Source organism: Cellulosimicrobium cellulans, assembly GCF_007679345.1.
In the GTDB taxonomy this organism is placed as follows: Bacteria; Actinomycetota; Actinomycetes; order Actinomycetales; family Cellulomonadaceae; genus Cellulomonas; species Cellulomonas cellulans_A.
In genome coordinates this window covers 13,452-35,055 of record NZ_VEGH01000006.1, presented here as the reverse complement: position 1 = coordinate 35,055, position 21,604 = coordinate 13,452, and the positions used below count along the sequence as shown (strand labels likewise).

18 protein-coding genes, 1 tRNA gene and 1 pseudogene are annotated in these 21,604 nt (G+C 72.6%); 8 read left to right on the top strand and 12 right to left on the bottom strand.

Annotated features, from left to right (window positions below; genetic code table 11):
• Positions 1-34: 34 nt before the first annotated feature.
• Positions 35-637: pseudogene (locus FS882_RS09390) on the bottom strand (TetR/AcrR family transcriptional regulator); the annotation flags it as partial.
• Positions 638-834: 197 nt separating this feature from the next.
• On the opposite strand from FS882_RS09390, the gene FS882_RS09385 reads away from it, so the two are divergent.
• Positions 835-906 (top strand) — tRNA-Gln (locus tag FS882_RS09385).
• A gap of 11 nt (positions 907-917) precedes the next feature.
• On the opposite strand, the gene FS882_RS09380 is transcribed toward FS882_RS09385, so the two are convergent.
• A complete protein-coding gene (locus tag FS882_RS09380) occupies positions 918-1,304 on the bottom strand; it encodes an SdpI family protein (protein ID WP_158372814.1) in 387 nt (128 codons plus the stop codon).
• 120 nt (positions 1,305-1,424) lie between these two features.
• On the opposite strand from FS882_RS09380, the gene FS882_RS09375 reads away from it, so the two are divergent.
• The 5 genes from FS882_RS09375 to FS882_RS09355 all read left to right on the top strand — a co-directional run bounded on the left by FS882_RS09375 (position 1,425) and on the right by FS882_RS09355 (position 7,192).
• Positions 1,425-1,958 (top strand): MarR family winged helix-turn-helix transcriptional regulator, encoded by a 534-nt coding sequence (locus tag FS882_RS09375; RefSeq protein ID WP_158372813.1) that lies wholly within the window; start codon positions 1,425-1,427, stop codon positions 1,956-1,958.
• Positions 1,959-2,297: 339 nt separating this feature from the next.
• Positions 2,298-2,984, top strand: coding sequence for a hypothetical protein (locus FS882_RS09370; RefSeq protein ID WP_158372812.1), 687 nt, complete (start codon positions 2,298-2,300; stop codon positions 2,982-2,984).
• 199 nt (positions 2,985-3,183) lie between these two features.
• Positions 3,184-4,284 (top strand): radical SAM protein, encoded by a 1,101-nt coding sequence (locus FS882_RS09365; protein WP_158372811.1) that lies wholly within the window; start codon positions 3,184-3,186, stop codon positions 4,282-4,284.
• Positions 4,281-5,396, top strand: coding sequence for a methyltransferase (locus FS882_RS09360; RefSeq protein ID WP_158372810.1), 1,116 nt, complete (start codon positions 4,281-4,283; stop codon positions 5,394-5,396). Before FS882_RS09365 ends, FS882_RS09360 begins: the two co-directional genes overlap by 4 nt.
• Before the next feature lie 134 nt (positions 5,397-5,530).
• On the top strand, positions 5,531-7,192 hold the full coding sequence (locus tag FS882_RS09355; RefSeq protein WP_262348209.1) for an ATP-binding cassette domain-containing protein: 1,662 nt from the start codon (positions 5,531-5,533) through the stop codon (positions 7,190-7,192).
• A 110-nt stretch (positions 7,193-7,302) separates the two neighbouring features.
• Here FS882_RS09355 and FS882_RS09350 read toward each other — a convergent pair whose 3' ends face one another.
• From FS882_RS09350 to FS882_RS09305, 10 genes are all read right to left on the bottom strand, one after another.
• Positions 7,303-8,436, bottom strand: coding sequence for an ABC transporter permease (locus FS882_RS09350; RefSeq protein ID WP_158372808.1), 1,134 nt, complete (start codon positions 8,434-8,436; stop codon positions 7,303-7,305).
• Positions 8,433-9,368, bottom strand: coding sequence for an ABC transporter ATP-binding protein (locus FS882_RS09345; RefSeq protein ID WP_158372807.1), 936 nt, complete (start codon positions 9,366-9,368; stop codon positions 8,433-8,435). Before FS882_RS09345 ends, FS882_RS09350 begins: the two co-directional genes overlap by 4 nt.
• A gap of 132 nt (positions 9,369-9,500) precedes the next feature.
• Positions 9,501-10,259 carry a response regulator gene (locus tag FS882_RS09340; protein ID WP_158372806.1) on the bottom strand — a complete coding sequence of 253 codons (759 nt, stop codon included), beginning with the start codon at positions 10,257-10,259 and terminating at the stop codon, positions 9,501-9,503.
• Positions 10,256-11,692: a sensor histidine kinase gene (locus tag FS882_RS09335; RefSeq protein ID WP_262348182.1), complete on the bottom strand. Its 1,437-nt coding sequence runs from the start codon at positions 11,690-11,692 to the stop codon at positions 10,256-10,258. The genes FS882_RS09340 and FS882_RS09335 overlap by 4 nt, the downstream gene beginning before the upstream one ends.
• A gap of 69 nt (positions 11,693-11,761) precedes the next feature.
• Positions 11,762-13,843 (bottom strand): hypothetical protein, encoded by a 2,082-nt coding sequence (locus FS882_RS09330; RefSeq protein WP_158372805.1) that lies wholly within the window; start codon positions 13,841-13,843, stop codon positions 11,762-11,764.
• A 50-nt stretch (positions 13,844-13,893) separates the two neighbouring features.
• Entirely contained in the window at positions 13,894-14,880 is a 987-nt protein-coding gene (locus tag FS882_RS09325) for a glycoside hydrolase family 130 protein (protein WP_158372804.1), read from the bottom strand.
• A 2-nt stretch (positions 14,881-14,882) separates the two neighbouring features.
• A complete protein-coding gene (locus FS882_RS09320) occupies positions 14,883-15,719 on the bottom strand; it encodes a carbohydrate ABC transporter permease (protein ID WP_158372803.1) in 837 nt (278 codons plus the stop codon).
• A gap of 1 nt (position 15,720) precedes the next feature.
• Positions 15,721-16,680, bottom strand: coding sequence for a carbohydrate ABC transporter permease (locus tag FS882_RS09315; protein WP_158372802.1), 960 nt, complete (start codon positions 16,678-16,680; stop codon positions 15,721-15,723).
• Position 16,681: 1 nt separating this feature from the next.
• Entirely contained in the window at positions 16,682-17,965 is a 1,284-nt protein-coding gene (locus FS882_RS09310) for an extracellular solute-binding protein (protein WP_158372801.1), read from the bottom strand.
• A gap of 19 nt (positions 17,966-17,984) precedes the next feature.
• Positions 17,985-19,001 (bottom strand): LacI family DNA-binding transcriptional regulator, encoded by a 1,017-nt coding sequence (locus FS882_RS09305; RefSeq protein WP_158372800.1) that lies wholly within the window; start codon positions 18,999-19,001, stop codon positions 17,985-17,987.
• Positions 19,002-19,099: 98 nt separating this feature from the next.
• Here FS882_RS09305 and FS882_RS09300 point away from each other — a divergent pair, with 98 nt between their 5' ends.
• Together FS882_RS09300 and FS882_RS09295 are read left to right on the top strand one after the other, a co-directional pair.
• Complete coding sequence (locus FS882_RS09300; RefSeq protein WP_158372799.1) at positions 19,100-20,911, top strand: ABC-F family ATP-binding cassette domain-containing protein; 1,812 nt, start codon at positions 19,100-19,102, stop codon at positions 20,909-20,911.
• 473 nt (positions 20,912-21,384) lie between these two features.
• Positions 21,385-21,567, top strand: coding sequence for a hypothetical protein (locus FS882_RS09295; RefSeq protein WP_158372798.1), 183 nt, complete (start codon positions 21,385-21,387; stop codon positions 21,565-21,567).
• Positions 21,568-21,604: the final 37 nt, after the last annotated feature.

Here is a 21,604-nt window from a genome sequence, read left to right as displayed (position 1 = left end):
CGGTCGCCGCCCGCGCCTTCCCCGACCGCCGACGGGGCTCGGGCGCGGCCGTCAGGCGGGGCCGGCGCTCGAGGCCGGACAGGCCGTTCCACGCGAGGTTGACCAGCGCCGCGGCCACGTCGGCCTTGTCCGGGCTGCGCGCGTCCAGCCAGTACTGGCCGGTCAGCGCGACCATGCCGACGAGCATCTGCGCGTAGATCGGCGCGGTGCGCGGGTCGAGGTGCCGTCGCCTGAACTCGTTCGCCAGCAGGTGCTCGACCTGGGTCGCCACGTCGCCGATCAGGCTGGAGAACGTCCCGGTCGCCTGCGCGACCGGCGAGTCGCGGACCAGGATCCGGAAGCCGTCCTCGGAGTCCTCGATGTACCCGAGCAGCGCGAGCGCCGACCGCTCCACCATCACCTTGGGGTGGCCGCCCTCGTCGAGCGCGGAGGTCAGGGCGGAGGTCAGCGCCTGGATCTCCCGGTCGACGACCACCGCGTAGATGCCCTCCTTGCCGCCGAAGTGCTCGTAGACGACGGGCTTGGACACCTCGGCGCGGGCCGCGATCTCCTCCACGGACGTGCCCTCGAAGCCCTTCTCCGCGAACAGCCGGCGGCTCACCTCCAGGAGCTGCGCGCGCCGCTCCGTCGCGGTCATGCGGGCGCGCGCGGTCCGCGGCGTGCGGCGGGGCTCGGCAGTCATCGGGCCATCCTCGCAAATCCGGGCGCCGGGCGGGCCGCTCACCGCCCGGGACGACGACGCCCCCGCCGTCGTCAGAGGCGCCCCCGCCGTGCGACGCGCACCCGGCGCGGGCTGGCAGACTGGCGGCCGACGCGGGGCGTGCCGTCCCGCGGTCCGCCCTGGTGTAACGGCAGCACGCAGGCCTTTGGAGCCTTGAGGTCCGGGTTCGAATCCTGGGGGCGGAGCCGGGCGTCGCTCAGCGCGACCCGCGGGCGGCGCCGGGCCCGGCCCCGGCCGCGAGCCTCCGCTCGATCCGGACCGCGCACCACGCCGAGGTGGCCAGCAGCGGCCCGAGCGCGACCGCGACGCTCGCCGCCTCCCACCACGGCACCGCGGCACCGGCCGCCGCGAGACCCGCGAAGACCCCCAGACCACCCCCGACCGACCACGCCCCCGCGCGCCGCCACACCCGCGCGCACTCCTCCTGCGCGAACCGCCAGCCCTCCTCGGTCCGGCGGGAGCGCGGCGTGCGGTACCCGACCCAGGCGTTCGGCCCCTGCCGCGCGGCGGCCCGGAACAGCGGGTGCGCCGCGACCATCAGGGCCGGGCCGGCGAGTCCCGCCACCGCCAGGAACAGCCGCACCTGCGCCACCTCCTCGGGCGGCCGGACCCCCGCCGACCCCCGCGCCCACCAGACCACCGCGCGCGTCGCCCGGCCACCAGAGACCGAGGTCCCGGGCGCGCGTCGAGTACCCTCGCCCGCATGTCGGCAGCCGAGTCCCCCGCGCACCCGGACGCGTCCGGGGCCCGGGACGAGGTCGACCGGATCGTCGAGGCCTGGGCCCGCGAACGCCCGGACCTCGACGTCGCGCCGCTGTCGGTGCTGTCCCGGGTCACCCGGCTGTCCCGGCACCTGGACCTCGCGCGCCGGCAGGCGTTCGCCCGGCACGGCCTGGAGCCGTGGGAGTTCGACGTGCTGTCCGCGCTGCGCCGCGCCGGCGCGCCGTACCGGATGTCGCCCGGCGCCCTGCTGACCCAGACCCTGGTGACCAGCGGGACCATGACCAACCGCATCGACCGGCTCGCGTCCCGCGCGCTCGTCGAGCGGCTGCCGTCCCCGGACGACCGCCGCGGCGTGCTGGTCAGCCTGACGGACGAGGGCCGGACCCGCGTCGACGCCGCGATGTCGACGCTCCTGGAGATCGAGCGCGACCTCCTCTCGTCGCTCCCGACCCCCGAACGCGACCGCCTGGCGGACCTGCTCCGCACCCTGGTCGCCCCGTTCGACACCCCCTGACCGCGAGGAAGGGCACGCCACCGCGGCACTCGGTTTCCGGAACAGGCAGAGGTCGAACGCGAGTCCGGTCCGGCGGGACGACGTGAGGGGGCGGGCTGACCTGGGACTGAACGGTCGGCACCACCTTGGGACCAACTGCTCTTGCTTGCAGCGCGCACCCCTGTTATTCATCGACACCCATCCGGGCACCTACCTCAATGGGTTTTCACCCGTTCGGGTGATCTACCCGATAGCGCGGGAACACGGCGGTGCAAAGTCGCACCGCCTTCGCGCCAGCATTCAGCCTGCACGCTGGCCGACTCACAGAGAGGCAAAGGAGCCGAAATGTCCAATTTGTCGGTGCTGGAGATCGCCGATCACGAAGGAGTGAGTGACCTACCGCGAGTACTGCAGAGGGTGACTGTGGACGACGAGCTACGTTCGGCGTTCGAGAAGTCTCCGTCCACCTACCTCAAGCATGAGGGGATCGACAACGTGTCGGTCCGAGTCGGGGACGACAGCATCGGAATCCACGACCTCCTCGAGTCCGTCGCGCGGAACGCGCGCCTCGCCGTCGCGAAGACGGTCGCCGCGCGCGTGCGACACGAGCCGAGCAGCACCGGAGAGCCGCAGCCACGAATCGTCGTCCCTCTCGCGAACGTGGTCGTCGTCGTCAACGTCGTCGCGGCAGCAAATGCCGTGGCAGGCGTCAACGCGGCGGCGAACGCGAATGCAGCCGTGAACACGAACGTTCGTGGACTCGCAGACCCGAATGTAGCCCGATCGAGTCGTCAGTTCCAGCGCTTGTCGCTCTCACCGAAGTACCTGGCCGGGCAGGTGCGAGCAACGCTGGGAGCTCAGGGTTACAGCGACGTACGTCAAGCCGCCCTGATGAAATCGCTACTCGACGAGACGGGAGCTTCGCGGGTGGGACGCACGGTCGAACGGTTCAAGCTGACGCACCGCGGAGTTGAGTTCGAAGTCAGCGTCGGCACTGACGAGCACGGCAGCGCGACCGTCTTGGACGCCTGGATGCTCGCCGCCTGAACAGACCACTCCAAGGTGACCGGCGTCAGCCGGCGACCGCCGCGGCGCGGCGCCATGCACGCAGCTCGCGACGTTGCGGGCGAGCGCTGCTGCGCCGCGCCGCTCATCACCGTGCGCAAAGCCGTGATGGCTAGCCCGTGCCGTGCCGCGTCGAGCTCTGCTCACAGTACGGCCCCCTTCGATCTCTGCGGAGCACAGCATGCCCCCCAATCCGGTGGACGACGATCCCATTCGAGCAGCGTCCTACTTCCCGAGAACCGCACTGACTTTTATCACCACCGACGAATGCAGCGCCCGGTGCGCACACTGCCTGATGCTCTCGGGACCAGACGAGCACGCGATGCTCACCTTCGACCAGATGCGCAGGGGAATTGATGAGATCGCCATCCGAGATGGTTATCAGCAGGTGATCTTCACCGGCGGGGAGTGCACAAGGTTAGGTGAAGATCTGCTCGATGCGGTCTCATACGCGCATGTCAATGGACTCGCAACCCGCGTGGTCACCAACGCCGAGTGGGCGACCAACGACGTCGAAACCGCTGCGACGATCCGATCACTCCGAGAGTGCGGGCTGAACGAGATCAACTACAGCTACGACGATTTCCACCGCGTCTGGATACCAGAGAGCAACATCGTGCGGGCCTGGGAAGCCAGTCGGAACCGTGGGTTCGACACCGTGCTCATCGCACTCGCCTCGGGCAAACGCTCGCGCGTCACCCCGAGATGGTTGATGGACCTCCTGGGAGAGGATCTGCCACTGGCATACGACCCCGCTACCGGCGCGCGTCTCCCGCTGCCCGAACCCGACAGCGACGGTACGCGCTACCTCATCTCCAACGGTTCTCTCCTGCGGCTCGGACGCGGCCGCGGGCTGCGGGCTGGATACGTGTCGTTCCCCACGCACAAGGAGACAGTGATGCTCCAGAGCTGCCCGCCCGGCAATCGTGACCCTGTCATCACTCCTCGCAACCATGTCGCCGCGTGCTGTGGCGTCAACCCTGCCGGGAACGCCGTCCTGGACTTCGGAGGCACCCGCTCGGGACCGGACGAGCTTCAGTCGACCATCCTGCAGGCGATCCACTACCTGGGGCCCGGGCATCTCCTTCGCATGGCGCGGGAGGGGGGCGCAGCCCGGCGCTCGCGCCTCGAGTACGCGTCGATCTGCGAGATCTGCGACGACGTGACGGGGGACCCCGAGACGGTGGCATACCTCCGGACCCACATCGACCAGATTGCGGAAGAGGTCGCCGCTGCGGTTGCGATCACCGAGGCCGCGGCACGTCAGGAGGCTCGTCGGTGAGCGACGTAGCACCAACCAGAGACCGCTTCGAGCGGGTCCGCCAAGCCCTCGACCGGGCCGGCGTGACGGACCTCTACGACTCCCTGGACCCGTGGAACGACTTCGCCAAGACCGCCGCTCGGCTCTGGCCGCTGCTTGAACCGAGGCTCCACCCCATGCTGTCCTTGCTCGCTGCCGGCGAGCCCATCACGTTGTCCGCGTTCCACGGTTCGCGAGAACGTGAGGTCGTCGACGCTCTCACGGCCGCAGGCGTGGCGAGGACTACTGGTGACCTGGTGACGCTCGACGGTCTCGCCCTGTACCGCTTCGGCGGCTGCTGGCTCCTCGCCGACCGCCCCTCGGGGACACCGACCCTGTACTTCGGAACCGACTCCGTGGGCCTCGCCACCCGAATCCCGTCGTCTCGGGGCGGACGCGCGCTCGATCTGTGCGCGGGCCCGGGGGCCCAGTCGCTCGTCATGGCCTCGCACGGGTTTGTCGTCGACGCTGCGGAAATCAACCCGATCGCGTGCGAGCTGTTCGCGCTCAACGCGGAGCTCAACGACCTCTCGGGCATGGCACGCGTCCGGTGCGGCGACCTCTATGCAGCTGAGGACACGGTCGGGCCTTACGACCTCATCGTCGCCAACCCGCCGCTCCTGCCCATTCCCGCCGGCTGTGCGTACCCGTTTGTCGGAGACGGTGGCCCCTCGGGGCTCGACGTTGCCCTCCGGGTCATCCGTGGCGCCGGGGAGCGCCTGACGCCAGACGGGTCAGCACTGGTCGTGTGCGCGGCACGGGTCCGCGGGTTCGAGCTGCAGGACATCCGCATGATCGAAGCGGCGGCCGAAGACGGTGACGTCGACGTCCTCGTGACGATCATCCAGTCCTACGGCGTGACGCCGGACTCGGCGTGGGTGCATGGCGTCGCGGCCACGTCCCTGGACCACCGAGGAGAGGCGCCCGTCGACCTGCAATCGCGAGCGTCGGACTTGGCCGCGCTCTACGCCTCTGATGAGACGACCGGTGTCTGCAGCCTGACGCTGCGGGCCTGGCGCGGCCAGGGTGAGGTGAGCGTCCAGGACTTCAGCTCCCCCGACGACCCCGGTCCGAACCCATGGTTGATCCGTTGAGGGGCCCGTCCGCGCAGACGAAGCACCGCCGCCCCTCCGGCACTTCACGCGGTCCGGCGCATCCCTTGGGCACGTTGAGCAGGTGCGTGCGGATTGTCTACCAGACGGGGCGTGCCCGCGTAGCCGTGTTCGCGATGCTGTCGATGGTCAACGGCTTCTTGCCGGCCGCGAACGTCTGGGCCGTCGCGAGCCTTATCGACGCCGTGAACGCGTACGCCACCGCCGAGTCGCCCGGCGCGGGACCCGCGGTCCTCCACGCCGGGGCTCTTTTCGGCGCGGCTCTCCTTCTGACGTTCAGTGGCACGCGGCTCGCGTCGGTCCTCGAGGCCGAGGTCCGAATCCGAGCAGGCGTCGCCATCAAGGGCAGCTATCTGGCCAAGTCAGCCTCCGTCGACATCGACCGGTTCGAGTCGCCAGAAGCACTCGACGCGATGCACCGTGCCGGGACGGAGGGAGCCGACCGCGTCGTCCGCCTGATCGTCACGGCATTAACTGTTCTCGCGAGCGTCGCCACCCTTTGCTCGATCGGCCTGATCCTGATCACCTGGGACCCCGCCATCGCCGCGCTTCTCATCGTCGCACCTTTCCCATCGTTCATCGCATCAGTGCGAATGGCACGTCGACAGTATTCTGTTGACGTCGACCGGACGGGGAAGAAGCGAATGGCTCGCTACTTGGAGGGTCTCCTGCTCAGGACGAGCACCATCCGGGAAGTTCGCCATTTCGCGGTGTCACCTCGATTCCTCGCGCAGCACACATCCATCATCTCGGCCATTGCCCGGCAAGACCGCTCGTACGTCCAGCGCACTGCGGCGGTCGACGGAGCGTGGGGGTTGTTCGGGCTCGGCCTCTACCTCTCAGCAGTGTGGCGAGCGACCTCGACAGCCCTGACACACGGGGCCGTGGGGCAGCTCACCGGGTGCCTGCAGGCGATCGGGTCCCTCCAGGACGCGGCGGGTCAGGTGGTACGCGGGGTGACGATGATGCATGAGGACCTGCTGTACAGCTCGAACCTCGTCGCGTACCTAGACAGCACCCCCGCTCCACGTCCCGAAGGCGCCCGTGCTCTGACCGCCGCAGGCCCGATCGGCGTCGAGCTCCGGCGGGTCCGCTACACCTATCCGTCCCGACAGGAGGCGACGCTACTGGACGTCGACCTCGCGATACCTGCGGGGTCGATGGTCGCGATCGTCGGACAGAGCGGTTCCGGCAAGACCACGCTCGCTCGAGTCATCGCCAGGTTGTGCGTCCCGGAGTCGGGGCAGTACCTCGTGAACGGCGTCAGCGCAGACGCGTACTCACTGGAGTCCGTGCGCGCCAGGATCGCCATCTTGTTCCAGGACCCGCTCCGCTACCAGATGTCTCTCCGCGACAACGTGACGCTCGGCGACGTCGCCCGTGTGGGCGCGGACGAGGAGGTCGAAGAACTCCTGTCGCAGGTTCGCGTCTCACCACGCGAGCTAGGTTGCGACTCGCTCGACACAACCCTCGGCAAGGAGTTCGAGAACGGCGTCGAACCATCCGTTGGGCAGTGGCAACGAATCGCCACTGCGCGGGCTCTGTTCCGCCGAAGCGGCCTGCTCCTGCTCGACGAGCCGACGTCAGCGCAGGACCCGGTTCATGCGCGCGAGCTTGTCCAGCTCCTCGTGCGGATGCGCGACTGCACGCGCATCGTCGTGACGCACGATCCGGTCGTCGCCCGTGCTGCGGATCATCGTGTTCTGGTCTGTCAGGGACGCGTCCATGCCGTCGAGAGAGACGACCCGGTCCTGCACGATCTGCTGAGAGAGGCGTGAACTCGTGGGAGCCGACGGAGGGTTCGCTCACGGCAGGCCGCTTACCGGGACGGGCTCGATGTCAGCGGGCCGGTGCGCAACTGTTGCGCACCGGCCCGCTGCGCTCCCGATCAGGCCGCCTTCGTCAGGGCCTCCGAGAGCTTGACCCGGCGGCCGGTGCGGAGGACCGAGCGGGAGTAGATTCGAGCGCCGACCGCCGTGACGACCAGGGCCGACGCCGCGAGGATCACCAGGGAGAGCAGCGGTTCCCACCACTCGGCGGTGCCGAGGAACAGGCGGACAGGCATCCCCACGGCGGCGCTGAACGGCACGTACGACATGATCGTCAGCACGAGGTCGTTGTCGTTGAAGAAGATCACGGCGAAGTACGGGATCATCACCAGCATGATCACCGGCATGAGCACGGAGCCGGTGTCCTCGATGCGGGAGACGAGCGATGCGGCGGACGCGAACAGCGCGGCCAGCAGCACGAACCCCACGAGGAAGAACAGCACGAACCAGGCGACCGGTGCGCCGATCAGGCCGAGCAGCTGGTCCTGGCCGGTCAGGACCAGCCCGAGGACCGCCACCGCTCCGATCGCGGCGATCTGACCGACCGCGAGCGCCGTGTTGCCGAGGATCTTGCCCGCGAGGAGCGCACGCGGCGGGACGGTGGACAGCAGGATCTCGACGATCCGCGACTGCTTCTCCTGCACGGTGTTCTGGGCGATCTGACCGCCGAACGACGAGGCGGCGAACAGGAACACGGCACCGAACATGATGGACACGAGGTAGCGCACCCCCGCCGAGGTGTCGGCCTCGTCCAGCAGCTCGACCGGCGGCGTGACGGCCAGCGCACCGAGCACGCCGTCCGGGGCGGAGTCGAGGCCGACGACGACGAACCCGAGCGGGTTGTCGACGTCGTCGTCGGGCAGGACCGCGGCGGAGACCTCCTCGGACTCCACCAGCTCCCGGGCGGCCTCCGCGTCCGGCACGTCGACCGCCTCGAGCCCTTCGACGTCCGCCACGACCGGCGCGGTCTCGGGCACGACCGCCACCTTGGTATCCCCGCCGCCGAGCCGGTCTCCGAGCACGGAGGTGAGGATGATGCCGCCCAGGACCAGCGCGAGCATCACGACGGTGGACACGATGAAGGACTTGGTCCGCAGCTGGGACTGGATCTCACGCTCAGCGACCAGCAGGGTCGCCTGTGCGGTGCCGGGGACCGCGGGGCGTCCGGCTCGCTGGGGTGTGGGGCTGCTCATCGCACGGACTCCTTGGTCGTCGTGGCGGGCTGACCGTCGTGGCGCTGCTCGTCGGTCACGATGTCCCGGAAGATCTCGGCCAGCCGGGGGCGGACCGGCGCGAACTGCGCCACCGGTGCGGTGTCCAGCGCGGCCCGCAGCACCCGCTGGGCCGTGGCCTCGTCGGCGTCGAACAGGGCGTAGCCGCCGGCGAACTCGACGACCTGGACGCCCGGCTCGGTGCGCAGCCAGCCCATGTCGCCGGACGAGCTGATCTCGTACCGGGGCGCCGAGTACTGCTGACGCAGGGCCTCCTTCTCGCCGGAGGCCCTGATCTTCCCGCCCGCGATCACGACGACGTCGTCGCAGAGCCGTTCGACGACGTCCAGCTGGTGCGAGGAGAACAGCACCGGCACGCCTCGGGAGGCGTACTCCTGCAGGACGCCGAGCACGACGTCGACCGCCATCGGGTCCAGGCCGGAGAACGGCTCGTCGAGGATGAGCACCTCGGGGTCATGCACCAGCGCAGCCGCGATCTGCGCACGCTGCTGGTTGCCCAGCGACAGGTCGTCGACCGGGCTGTCCAGGCGCTCGCCCAGCCCAAGCTTCTCCAGCAGGTCCCGAGCGCGCTCGGTGGCCGAACGGCGGTCGTAGCCGTGCAGCCGCGCCAGGTAGGCGATCTGGTCGAGCACGTGCATCTTCGGGTACAGCCCGCGCTCCTCCGGCATGTAGCCGAACGCCCGGCGGCGGTCGTCTCCCAGCGGGCTCCCGTCGAGCGTCACCGTGCCCGAGTCCGCGGAGAGCACCCCGAGGATGATCCGCATCGTCGTCGTCTTGCCGGCGCCGTTGCCGCCGACGAACCCGGTGAGCTTGCCGCGCTCCACCGAGAAGCCGACGTCGTCGAGCACCAGCCGGTCCCCGAAGGACCGGTGGATCCCGTCGAGCTGCAGCATGTCGTCTCCTGTCGTGACCTGTCCGGACCTGTCGTCCGCTGAGGTCAACGCTAGGAGGCGACCGGCCCCGGCACCTCGGCCGCCGGGCGGAACTTGCCGGGCGGCCGGGCCTCCGTCCCGGGGCGGAGGTCGTCAGTCCGTGAGCCCGTTCTCGAACGCGTAGACGACGGCCTGCACCCGGTCCCGCAGGCCGAGCTTGGTGAGCACGTTGGACACGTGGGTCTTGACGGTGGCGCGGCCCAGCACGAGCTCGGCGGCGATCTCGTCGTTGCTCAGCCCGCGGGCGACCAGGCGCAGCACCTCGAGCTCGCGCTCGGTCAGCCCCGTGGCGGAGGGGTCCCCGGTCCCGCGCGCGGCACCGGCGGGGCTCCCCCCGGGGGTGGAGCCCTGGCCCACGACGGCCCGGGCGATGACGGCGCGCGTGACCTCGGGCGACAGCAGCGCGTCCCCCGCGGCGACGGCGCGCACGGCGTCGGCGAGCTGCTCCGGCCGGGAGTTCTTCAGCAGGAAACCGGCGGCGCCCGCCTGGAGCGACTCCAGCAGGTAGTCGTCCCGGTTGAAGGTGGTGAGCACGAGCACGCCGGCCGTGATGTCGGGGTCGGCCGTGATCCGGCGGGTGGCCTCCAGGCCGTCGACGCCCGGCATCTGCACGTCCATGCAGACGACGTCCGGGCGCAGGGCCCGCGCCAGCTCGACCGCCTCGGCACCGTCGCCGGCCTGGCCGACGACCTCGAGGTCCGGCTGCGCGCCGAGGATCGTGGCGAGCCCCGCGCGCAGCAGCGCCTGGTCGTCGGCGAGCACGACGCGCACCGGCCGGTCCGGACCGAAGCCCCGGTCCGGGGCGTCGGCCTCCGTCGCGTCGTCCGACCGCACCGCGTCGGCCCCGCTCATCGTGCCCCTCCCGTCCGCGGCCCGAGCGGCACCCGCGCCCGGACCAGGTAGCCGCCGCGCCCGCGCGCGCCGGTCTCCAGCGTGCCGCCGTCGGCGGCGACCCGTTCCCGCATCCCGACCAGGCCGAGCCCGCCGGACGTCCCGCGCCGGGCGACGCGGCGGGCGCCGGTGCCGTCGTCGGTGACCTCGAGCTCGACCGCGTCGGGCTCGTACCGCAGCCGGACGTCCACCCGGGCGCCGGTGCCCGCGTGCTTGCGCACGTTGGTCAGCGCCTCCTGGCAGATCCGGTACAGGTTGAGCGAGGTCAGCGGCGGCACCCGCACGGGCTCGCCGATCACCTGGTACTGCGCGGCGAGGCCGGTGTCCGCCGCCTGCTGCACCAGCTCGGGCAGCCGCTCGACGGACAGGGAGCCCACCGCGGACGCCGCGTGCGCCTCGGTCCCGGACTCGCGCAGCGTGCTCAGCAGGCCGTGCAGCTCGTCGACGGCCTCGCGCGCCGAGTCCTCGACCTGCTCCAGCGCGAGCGCGGCCTGCTGCGGGTCGGACGTCTGCACCATCCGCGCCGCCGCGGCCTGCACGCCCATCATCGACACGTGGTGCGCGACCGCGTCGTGCAGCTCGCGGGCCAGCCGCAGCCGCTCGATCGCGACGGCCTGCTCCTCGACCCGGCGCCGCTCGCCGACCAGCAGGCGCCCGCGGTACTCGGTGCGGGCGCGCTCGCGCGCGGCGTTCCACGCGTGGTCGCCGAACCACCACGCCCCGGCGAAGTACAGGATGTTGGTCAGCAGCTGGATCAGCAGGTAGGCGACGAGCGGCGAGAACGCCCCCGCGTTGGAGAACCCCTCGATGCCCTCGGGGTCGGTGACCGCCTGGAACATCGCGACCAGCAGCCAGACGAACATCGCGACGACGATCCCCGCCCGCACCCACAGGGCCCGCGCGCGGTTCCGGTCCCACGCGCCGACCGTGTACAGCGCCATGAACAGCGCGATGTTGGCGAACAGCGTCTCGGGCACCCGCAGCTCGCCGACCAGGACGAACGCCGCCGCGACCACGACCGCGACCACCGCGGGGCGCTGCCGGCGCCACGCGAGCGGCGCGGTCACCGCCAGCACGCACAGCACCGCGACCCAGCCCTCGGCGGGCTCGTCGTACATCCCCGCGGTGCGCCCCAGCGCCAGGCTGAGGATGCCGCCGACCAGCAGGCCGACGGCCAGCAGCACGTCGTACCGGCGCTGGTCCGGGGTGATCGGCGGGCGCCCCCAGCCCGGGGCGTCGGGGTCGGCGGGCACCTCGGCCGCCGGGGCGGCCGGGTCGTCGGCCCGCACGTCCGAGCGCTCCGGCCCCGGGCGGGCCGGGGCCGGGCCTGCCTGGGCGGAGCGGGTCACGTCGGGGACGCCGGCCGTGTCGGGGTCGCGGTCGAGCGGCTGCACGGGTGCCACGGTAGCCGGACCCGGCCGGGACCCCGCGGCCGCGACCACGGCGGACGCGCCGCGACGGCCTCAGCGCGTGACGGTGAACCCGCCCGCCGCCACCGGGACCGCCGCACCCGGCGCGGCGGCGGCGACGCGGCGGTCGACCCGGCCGTCCGCGAGGTACGCGGCGCCGGACCCGGCCGCGAGCGCCGGCGTGGTCGTGCCGCGGGGCGTCGAGCCGGCGTAGAGCACCGCGTCGGTCCCCGTGGTGGTGGACCAGCGCGCGGTCGCCACCGCCGGGCGCACCAGCAGCGCGTCGAGCCGCAGGTCGCCGCCGCCCTCGTTGGTGCAGCGCACGGTGACCGCCGCCCCGGGCGGGGTGCCGTCCGGCAGCGCCCGGTCGAGCAGCTGCGGCACCAGGCTCCCGTCGGCCTCCGTGAGCCCGGCCGCTCCGGTCCCGCCGTTCTCGGTCCGCCCCAGCCGGTGCCCGCCGACGACCTCCCAGCGCGCCCGCCCCGCCGGGGCGGCCGTCCGCCAGACCAGCGGCAGCGCCCACGCCCCGGCGGCCCCGGTCACGTCGAACTCCACGGTCGACCCGGGCGGCACCCGCACGTACCCGCCGCCGACGAGGTTGCCCTCGCCCGTCCACGCTCCCCCGGCGGGCCGGACCACCTCGCAGCCCGCACCGAGCCGTGCGGCCTCGGCGTCCAGCACCCGCAGGCCGTCGTGCGCGGCCAGGCCGGTGATCGAGCGGGCGACCGCGGCGACGTCAGGCCGCGCGTCGAGCAGCTGCATCGTGAGCAGGCCGTGGATCGTCGACTCCGCGCCGGAGTTCCAGTTCACGCGGCCGTCGGTCTCCACGCCGTCGAACGTGACGCCCGTGGCGGGGTCGTACACCGGCACCTGCGCCGGGTTCGCGCCGAAGAACCAGCCCGCGGCCAGCCCGCCGAGCACCCGCAGGCCCTCGCCACCGCCCGCGTCCGCCGCCGCCGACGCCGCCGCGACCCGCCCGTGGGCGCCGTAGGCGATCTGCGCCTCCCCGGGCGCCGGGGTCCAGGCGTTGAACGGCCCGCCGGTCGCGAGGAGGAGGGGCGTGAAGGTGCCGGCGTCCGCGAGCGCCGCGCGCCGCCAGTCCCGCCGCCCGCGCAGCGCGCCCGCCGCCGCGAGCGCCTCGGGCGCCGCCGCGCCCCAGGCGTGCCAGAACCCGAGCGACCCGGTCCACGGCAGCACGGCGCCGAACGGCCACGTCCGGGTGTCGGGTGACCCCATCGCCGCGACGCCCTCCGCGTACCGGTCGAGCGCGCGGGACAGCTGCCGGTCGCGGGGCAGCACCCGCACGGCGGCCACCAGGCCCAGCACCGCCTCCGCGGTGGCGTCCGCGCCGCCGGCGATCAGCCAGTCCGGCAGCGGCACCCCGTCGCTGCGCACCCGCCGCCCGTACCGGGACAGCGACTCCTGCTCGAGCGCGCCGACCGCGAGGTGCAGCCGGTCGAGCAGGAACTGCGCGAAGGCCGGGTCGTCGGCCGCGAACGCCGCGTACCCCTCCCCCAGCGCCCAGACGGTGCGCGCGAGCCAGTACGACTCGGCGGAGTTCGACGGGTCGGGCAGCTCGACCGGTTCGGCGCTCGGGTTGAGCGCCCCGTCCGGCTGCTGCCAGAGCACGACCCGTCCGGCGTGCGGCCCGGAGTCGTCCTGGAGGTAGGTGAGCGTGCGGAGCAGCTGGTACGCCTGCTGCCGGCTCTCCCCGTCACCCGCGGCCCTCCAGTCCCGCAGCAGGACGACCGCGGCGCGGGCGATGTCGTCCGCGTTGTAGGCGCCCTGGCTCCAGTGCCCCGTGGCCGGGTCGAGGGTGCCGCCGCCGACCCGGCGGAAGGTGCCGCCGTCCGCGTCCGCGTACGTCCACGGGGCCAGCGCCGTGGGCTCCTCCGCGATCCGGTACGTGGTGTGCGCGTCGACCGCCGGCAGCGGCACCGCGTCGAGCAGGAACCGCAGGTGCGCGGGGTTCGCGAGCCGGGACGCCGGGGGCGCCGGGGTCCCGCCCGCGTCGACGGCCGCCGGGACGGCCGCGGGTGCGGTGGCCCCGACACCGACGGAGGCCGTCCCGGGGGCGGCGGCCACGAGCGCGGGCACCGCGGCGGCCGCGGCGAGGAAGGTGCGTCGAGTCGTCATCGTCTCTCGTCTCCCTGGTCGGTGGTGCGGGTCGGGTGGTGCGGGACTGCTCAGCCGCGGAGCGACGACCCCCAGGGCCGGGCGGGGTCGTGGACGGCCACCGCGAGCGTCGTGTCCGACTGCCCGTAGTAGGCGAACCACGTCCCGTGGAACTGCACGAGCCCCTCGACGAACGTCACGTTGGACACCAGCCCGTTGCGGTCCTCGAAGGTCTGCGGCCGCAGCCACGGCTCCTGGAGGCGGGCGAGCACCCGGGTGGGCTCGTCGGGGTCGATCGCGATCTGCCCGCACCGGTAGTCGACGTCGACGGTGCCGTCGTCGTGCACGGTGCGGGTGGCGCCGTTGGTGAGCATGACCAGCAGCCCGTTGTCGGTGAGCACCGGTGAGGTGCCGATCTCCACCAGGTCGGCGTCGAACGACCCGGGCGTCGGCGCGTACATCGGCTCGGTGTCGGGCGTGCCGGGCGTCCAGTGGACCAGGTCGTCGCTGGTGGCCCAGTAGATGCCGCCCTCGCCGAAGTACATCCACCACCGGCCCTGCATCCGCACGGGCACGATCACCCCGGCCTTGGACCACTCGTGGCCGCGGGGGTCGACGGTCGCGAAGGTGTCGAAGCCCGGGAACAGCGGGCCGTGCCGGGTCCAGGTGCGCAGGTCGGTGGACGTCGCGAGGCACAGCCGCGCCGCCTTCCGGTCCCAGCCGGTGTACGTCAGGTAGTAGGTGCCCTCGACGTACGCGATCCGGGGGTCCTCGCAGCCGAACTCCTCGTAGTCCTCCTGCGGGGACAGGATCGGCTCGGCCTCGCGCTCGAAGTGGTACCCGTCGCGGCTCCGGGCCAGGCCGATGTGGGACACGATGTCCTCGGCGTGCGCCCGGTAGAGCAGCACCACCTCGTCGTCGACGACCAGCGCCGCCGGGTTGTAGAGGTTGGCCGACTCCCAGGACCCGCCGCGCGGGCGCAGGACCGGGTTGCCCTCGTAGGGCACGAACGGCCCGAGCGGGAACGTCGCGCCGGTGAACAGGGTGGTCACGGTCATGGTCAGCCCTTCACGGCGGAGCCGAGGTCGGTGGTGCGGAAGTACCGCTGGAACACGCAGAACAGGACGACGACGGGGAACGCCAGCGCGCAGGCGCCCGCGAGGATCGCGCCGTTGGGGTTGGCCGCGGTCTGCGACACGTTGGAGATGTAGTTCGCCAGGGACACCGCGAGCGGCTGCAGCGAGGCGTCCTTGGTAATGAGGAACGGCCAGAGGAACTCGTTCCACGGCCCGATGAACGTCACGAGCACGACGGTTGCCAGCGCCGGCCGGACCAGCGGCAGGGCGATCGACCGCAGGATGCGCAGCTCGCCGGCGCCGTCGATCCGGGCCGCCTCGAACATCTCCCGCGGCAGCGCCCGGAAGAACTGGGCGAAGATGAACACCGCCGTGGTGTTGATCGCGAACGGCAGGATCATGCCGAGGTAGGTGTCGCCGAGGCCGTAGCCGCGGGTGATCTGCACGTACAGCGGGATCATCAGCAGCTGGAACGGCACCATCTGCACCAGCAGCATCAGCACCCAGGTCAGCCGCCGGCCGGGGTACTGCAGCCGGGCCACGGCGTACCCCGCGAGCGTCCCGAGCACGATCGTGCCGAGCAGCACGCCGGCCGTGAACACCAGCGAGTTCACCAGCGACCCCGCCAGGTCGATCCGCGAGTCGATCTGCGTGAAGTTCTGCGTCGTCCACCCCGACGTCGGCACGAGCCGGTCCGGGGTGTTGGTCGGGCTCTCCTGGAACGCGCCGACCACCATGAAGTAGAACGGGAAGGCGAACACCAGGGCGGCCAGGGTCAGGAGCACCTGGCGCAGCACGGCACCGCCGCGTCGTCGTCGCATGTCACCGCTCCCGGTTCAGTCGCTGCGCGGCCAGGGACAGCAGCCCCACGACGACGACCAGGACCATGCCGATGGCCGCCGCGACGTCGGGGTTCTGCTGCTGGATGCCGCGCTGGTAGATGAGCAGCACGGGCGTCACGGACGCCCCGTCGGGGCCGCCGCCGCCGGTGAGCAGGTACGGCTCCGTGAACAGGTTGGTGCCGGTGATGATCGCCAGGACCAGGACGAGCGTCGTCGCCGCCCGCACGCCGGGCACCGTCACGTTGAGGAACCGCTGCACGCCGCCCGCGCCGTCGGTCTCGGCCGACTCGTACAGCTCGCGCGGCACGTTCTGCAGCGCCGCGAGGTACAGCAGCACGTAGAACCCGAGCTGCTTCCACGTGACGTAGAGCGCGATCGTCGGCATGGCGAGCGCCTTGTTCGCGAGCCACGACGGGTCCGGCGCCAGCGGGCCCAGGACCGAGTTCACCAGGCCGTTCGACGAGAACAGCAGCATCCACACGCCGACCAGGGACACGCTCGCCGTCAGGTAGGGCACGTAGTACGCCACCCGGTACGCCGCCGCCCACCGCACCCCGGCGTTCAGCGCCGACGCCAGCACGAGCGCCAGGCCGACCGTCAGCGGGACGTTGATCACCAGGAACACCGCGGTGTTGCGGAACGAGGCGAGCACCTGCGGGTCGGTGAGCACCGTCGCGAAGTTGTCGAACCCGACGAACGGCTTCGGCACGTCGACGCCCGGGGCGGTGAAGAAGTAGTCGTGGAACGCCATGTACGCGGAGAACCCGAGCGGGTAGGCGAACACCACGAGCACGAACACCAGGTAGGGCGCCGCGAACAGCGTGCCGAGCGGCTGGCCGCCCCACCACCGCCGTCGGCCGCGGCCCCGCGTCGCGGGCGGCGGGGTGCGGCCGGTGCTCGCGCCCGGCCCCGCCCCGGCGCCCGCCGTCAGCGTCGACATCTCAGCCCTGCACCAGGTCGTCGATCTTGGCCGCCGCGGTGCTCAGGAAGTCGTCGACGCTCGTGCTCTGGAAGATCACGGCCGACGTGTACGCCTCGCGGAACGCCTGCCAGGCCTCGATCGAGTTCGGGATGCTCGGCACATCGCCGGTGCGGGCGGCCTGGTCGGCGAACACCTCGTACTCGGGGTGCTCCGCGAAGTAGTCCGGGTACGTCGCCGCGAGGTCCTGGCGCAGCGGCATCTGGCCGGTGGCCTCGAGCAGCGCGCCGTCGCTCTCCTCGCTGGTGGAGTACTTCAGGAACTCCCACGCGGTGCCCTGGTTCTCGCAGGACGTGAACATCGAGACGTTCTTCGAGTCGGCGAACGTCGTCACGTCCTCGCGGCCGTCGGAGGTCGGCACCGGCATGAACCCGACGTCGACGCTGTCCTTGTAGGACGCGATCGCCCACGGGCCGGCCAGCTGCATCGCGGTCTGCCCGGACACCATGGCGTCGTCGGTGGCCTCCTCCTGCGGGGCGAGCCCGTCGGCGTAGATCGAGGCCCAGAAGTCGGCGACGGCCTTGCCTGCCTCGTCGTCGAACGTGGCCTTCCCGTCCTCGACCAGCGCGGTGCCGTCGGTCTCGGCCAGGTACACCGGGTAGAAGTCGAACCACGGCTGGTAGAAGTCGTTGGTCGGCGACGGCCAGATCGCGCTCGGCGCCGCCCCGGAGTCGACGATCTGCCGGGCGCCCGCGAGGAAGTCGTCGAACGTCGCCATGCCGGGGTTCTCCGGGTCCAGCCCGGCCTGGGCGAACAGGGCCTTGTTGTACATGACCATGACGGGGTTCGACTTCCACGGCAGCTGGTAGTAGCCGCCGTCGGTCTCGTAGCCGGACACGCCGTCCCCGCCGCGCTCCGTGAGGTAGTCGGCGCCGCCGTCGAACGTCGTCAGGTCGACGAGGCCGCCCTGCCGGACCCAGCCCGGCACCGCGGCGCTGGAGATGTTGTAGACGAGGCACGGGGCGGTGCCCGCGGTGATGGCGGCGGTGATGGCCTCCTCGGAGGACGAGCCGGCCGGGATCTCCTGGGCCTTCACCTGCTCGTCGGGGTGGTCCGCGTTCCACGCGTCGACGACGTCCTGGCCCCAGCCCACCTCCTGCTCGTTGTTCGACAGCCAGATGGTGATCGGCCCGGTGGCGCCGGTGGCCTCCCCGGACCCGCCGCCGTCGCCGTCCGACCCGCCGGAGCAGGCGGTGATCGTGAGGGCGACGGCGCCCAGCAGGGCGGCGGTGCGGATGTACCTCATGGGGTGCTCCTCCTCGAGCTCAGGACGTGCGGTGCGTCGGCGCGGGGGCGTCGGTGCTCCCGCGCAGCTGCAGGACGGTGCAGTCGACCGTGACGGACCGCGGCCCGTCGCCGGCCAGGTCGGCCAGCAGGCGGCCGGTGGCGACCCGGCCGCGCCGGGCCGGGTCGGTGGACACGCTGGTCAGCGACGGGCTGAGGTGCGCGGACAGGTGGTCGTCGTCGAACCCGGCCACGGCGAGCTCGTCGGGCACCCGCACGCCGCGGCTCTGCGCGTAGGACATCCCGGCGATCGCCATCGTGTCGTTGGCGTAGAGGATCGCGGTGGGCCGGTCGCGCAGCGCGAGCAGCTCGGCGGTGTGCGCCCGGCCGCTGCCCGCGGTGAAGTCGCCCTCCCGGACCAGCTCCCGGGACCCGACGGCCCGGACGAACGCGCGCGCCCGGGCGTACGAGTGGACGTAGCCCAGCGGGCCGGCGACGTGCGCGATCCGGGTGTGGCCGCGGGCGCGCAGGTGCGCGACCAGCTGCTCCACCGGGGCGGCGTCGTCCGTGCGGACGCACGACAGCCCGGTCGGGCCGTCGTACGCGCCGAGCAGCACGGCCGGCAGCCCCAGCCCTGCGAGGAACGGCACCCGCCAGTCGTCCCGGTGCAGGTCGAGGGCGATCACGCCGTCCGCCCGCCCGGCGGCCATCGCCTGGTAGGCCCGCTCCTCCGCGCCGCGGCTGCCGACCACCTGCAGCACCAGGGCGACCTCGCGCTCGGCGAGCGTCTGCTCGACGCCGGCGATGAACGCGGGGAAGAACGTGTCGGACGCGAGGATGGCGGGGTCCCGGCGCAGCACGACGCCGATCGCGTTGGCCCGGCGGGCCGCGAGCGCGCGGGCGCTGCTGCTGGGCACCCAGCGCAGCTCCTCCGCCGCGGCGAACACCCGCGCCTTCGTGGCCGCCGAGATGGGCCGGTGGCCGCTGTACGCGTGGGACACGGTCGCCTTCGTCACGCCGGCGGCCCGGGCGACGTCGGAGATCGTCGGTCGGCTCATGCTCACCTCCTCGTGCAGCACGTCCTGACGAACGTAAAAGCGGTTTGACGATCGGGCCAACCGGTTTGACGACGCGCCACGCGCCCTACGCTTGCCCGATGGCCCACCTGCTCGGCGGCGAAGCGCTGCACCTGTCCTTCCCGACCAAGAACGTCTTCGACTCGGTGACCGTGGGCCTCAACGAGGGCGACCGGGTGGGGATCGTCGGCCGCAACGGCGACGGCAAGTCCTCCCTGCTCGCGCTGCTGGCCGGCCGGCTAGCCCCCGACTCCGGGCGCGTGACCGTCCGCGGCGGCGTGCGGATCGGCGTGCTGGACCAGACCGACACCCTCGACCCCGCGCTCACCGTCGGGGCCTCCGTCGTCGGCGACCGTGCCGAGCACGAGTGGGCCGGCGACCCGAAGGTCCGCGACGTCGTGTCCGGGCTGGTCGGGGACCTGCCGTGGGACAAGCTCGTCGGCGACCTGTCCGGCGGGCAGCGCCGTCGCGTCGCCCTGGCCGCGCTGCTGGCCGGCGACGACGACGTGCTCATGCTCGACGAGCCGACCAACCACCTCGACGTCGAGGCCGTCACCTGGCTCGCCCGGCACCTCAACCGCCGGTGGTCGTCGAACGCCGGCGGCCTGCTGGTCGTCACCCACGACCGCTGGTTCCTCGACGAGGTGTGCACGGCGACCTGGGAGGTGCACGACGGGATCGTCGAGCCGTTCGAGGGCGGGTACGCCGCGTACGTGCTGCAGCGCGTCGAGCGGGACCGGATGGCCGCCGCGACCGAGGCGAAGCGGCAGAACCTCATGCGCAAGGAGCTCGCCTGGCTGCGCCGCGGCGCCCCGGCCCGCACCTCGAAGCCGAAGTTCCGCATCGAGGCCGCGAACCAGCTGATCGAGGACGTGCCGCCGCCGCGCAACTCCGTCGAGCTGTCCCAGATGGCCACCGCGCGCCTCGGCAAGGACGTCGTCGACATCGAGGACGTGTCCGTCGCCTACGGCGCGCACGAGGTGCTGCGCGACGTGACCTGGCGGATCGCCCCGGGCGAGCGCACCGGCGTGCTCGGCGTGAACGGCGCCGGCAAGTCGACGCTGCTCGGCCTGGTGACGGGCGCCGTCGCGCCGACGACCGGCCGGGTCAAGCGGGGCAAGACCATCAAGGTGGCGACGCTGACCCAGGAGCTCGCCGAGCTCGCGGACATCGCCGACACCCGGGTCAACGACGTCATCGCCCGCTACCGGACCTCCTACGTCGCCGGCGGCAAGGAGATGACCCCGGGTCAGCTCCTGGAGCGGCTCGGGTTCACCGCGGTCCAGCTCCAGACGCCGGTCAAGGACCTGTCCGGCGGGCAGCGGCGCCGGCTGCAGCTGCTGCTGATCCTGCTCGACGAGCCGAACGTGCTGGTCCTCGACGAGCCGTCGAACGACCTCGACACCGACATGCTCGCGGCGATGGAGGACCTGCTCGACACCTGGCCGGGCACGCTCCTGGTCGTGTCCCACGACCGGTACCTGCTCGAGCGGGTGACCGACCAGCAGTACGCGGTCCTCGACGGCCACTTCCGGCACGTGCCGGGCGGCGTCGACGAGTACCTGCGGCTGCTGGAGCGGTCGCGCGCCGGGGCGGGCGCCGTGGCGACCGGGGCGCCCACCGAGTCGTCGGGCGCCGTGGGCGGCGAGGTCGCGCCGTCGGGGCTGGACGGTGCCGAGCTGCGGGCGGCCAAGAAGGAGCTCGGCGCGCTCGACCGCCGGATCTCCAAGCTGACCGGCCAGATCGAGGCGCTCGAGAAGAAGATGGCCGAGCACGACCCGGCCGACTACGTCGGGCTGACGGCGCTCGGGAAGGACAAGGCGGCGCTCGAGGCCGAGATCGGCGAGGTCGAGGAGAAGTGGATGGCGCTGGCGGAGGCCGTCGAGGGCTGAGGCCCGGGCCGCGGGCGGGCGGCGAGTCCTCCACAGGCGCGGGGACGCGCGCGGTCCCCAGCGCGGCCCGCGGGCGCGGACCCGCGGGCGGGGCGGTCGGCCTAGCGTCGGCCGCATGACGGGGACCGGGTGGCTCGGCGCGCTGTCGCTGCTCGGGCCGGTGGCCACGGGGGCGGCGGCGGTGGTCGCACTGGCGGTCGGCGTCGCGACGATCCGGCAGCGCGACCGCGCGGACCGCCGCGAGCAGTGGTGGCGACGGGCCGAGTGGGCGCTGGGGCTGACGCTGTCCACGCACCGCGCGCACGTGACCCGCGGGCTCGCGGTCCTGGACCACCTGGCCCGCAGCGACCTCGCGACGAGGGATGAGCGCCGGCTGCTCCGGGCGCTCACCGAAGCGGGGTTGAGCAGGGCCGTCGAGCCACCGCAGGATGGTGACGTACCCGGGGGCCGCGACGACGAGGAAGAGGTGTCCGGTGGACCGGTTCGAGCGGGAGATCGAGGAGCAGCGGCTCCGCCGGGCGGCGGTGCTCCGCGACCCCGAGGTGCAGCGGGCCGCGGCCCGGCTCCGGGTGACCCTGGACGAGAGCCTCGGTGACGAGACCCCGCAGTGGATCCGTGACCTCGCGGAGCAGCCGCTCCTGCCTGACGGACGCTGACGCGCGCCTCACCCGATCGGGGGTACGGTCCCGCCCA